General features: G+C 64.1%; 1 protein-coding gene. It reads right to left on the bottom strand.

All coding sequences use genetic code 11. The features are described from left to right. On the bottom strand, positions 1-295 hold a 295-nt coding region (locus CU044_RS00005), incomplete at both ends, for an AMP-binding protein (protein ID WP_129766254.1).

Raw genomic sequence — 295 nt, 5'->3', positions numbered from 1 at the left:
CCACCGCATCCCGCACCACCGACACACTCACCTCACCCCCCGCCACATCCACCGTCCCACCATTCAACAACGGCACCCACACCTCATACGTCGCCGCATCAAAAGAGTGCGGAGAGTGGAACAGGACCCTGTCATGCGCACCCGACGACCACCGCGAATCAGCAGCCAACGCCACAATGTCCCCATGCGTCACCGCCACCCCCTTCGGCACACCCGTCGAACCCGACGTGAACATCACATACGCCAACGCACCAGCAGGAACCACCGACGGAAGCCGCACACCCACCACCGGCTC

Source organism: Streptomyces sp. L-9-10, from assembly GCF_004151105.1.
Classification (GTDB): Bacteria; Actinomycetota; Actinomycetes; order Streptomycetales; family Streptomycetaceae; genus Streptomyces.
This window is presented reverse-complemented; position numbering and strand designations above follow the sequence as displayed.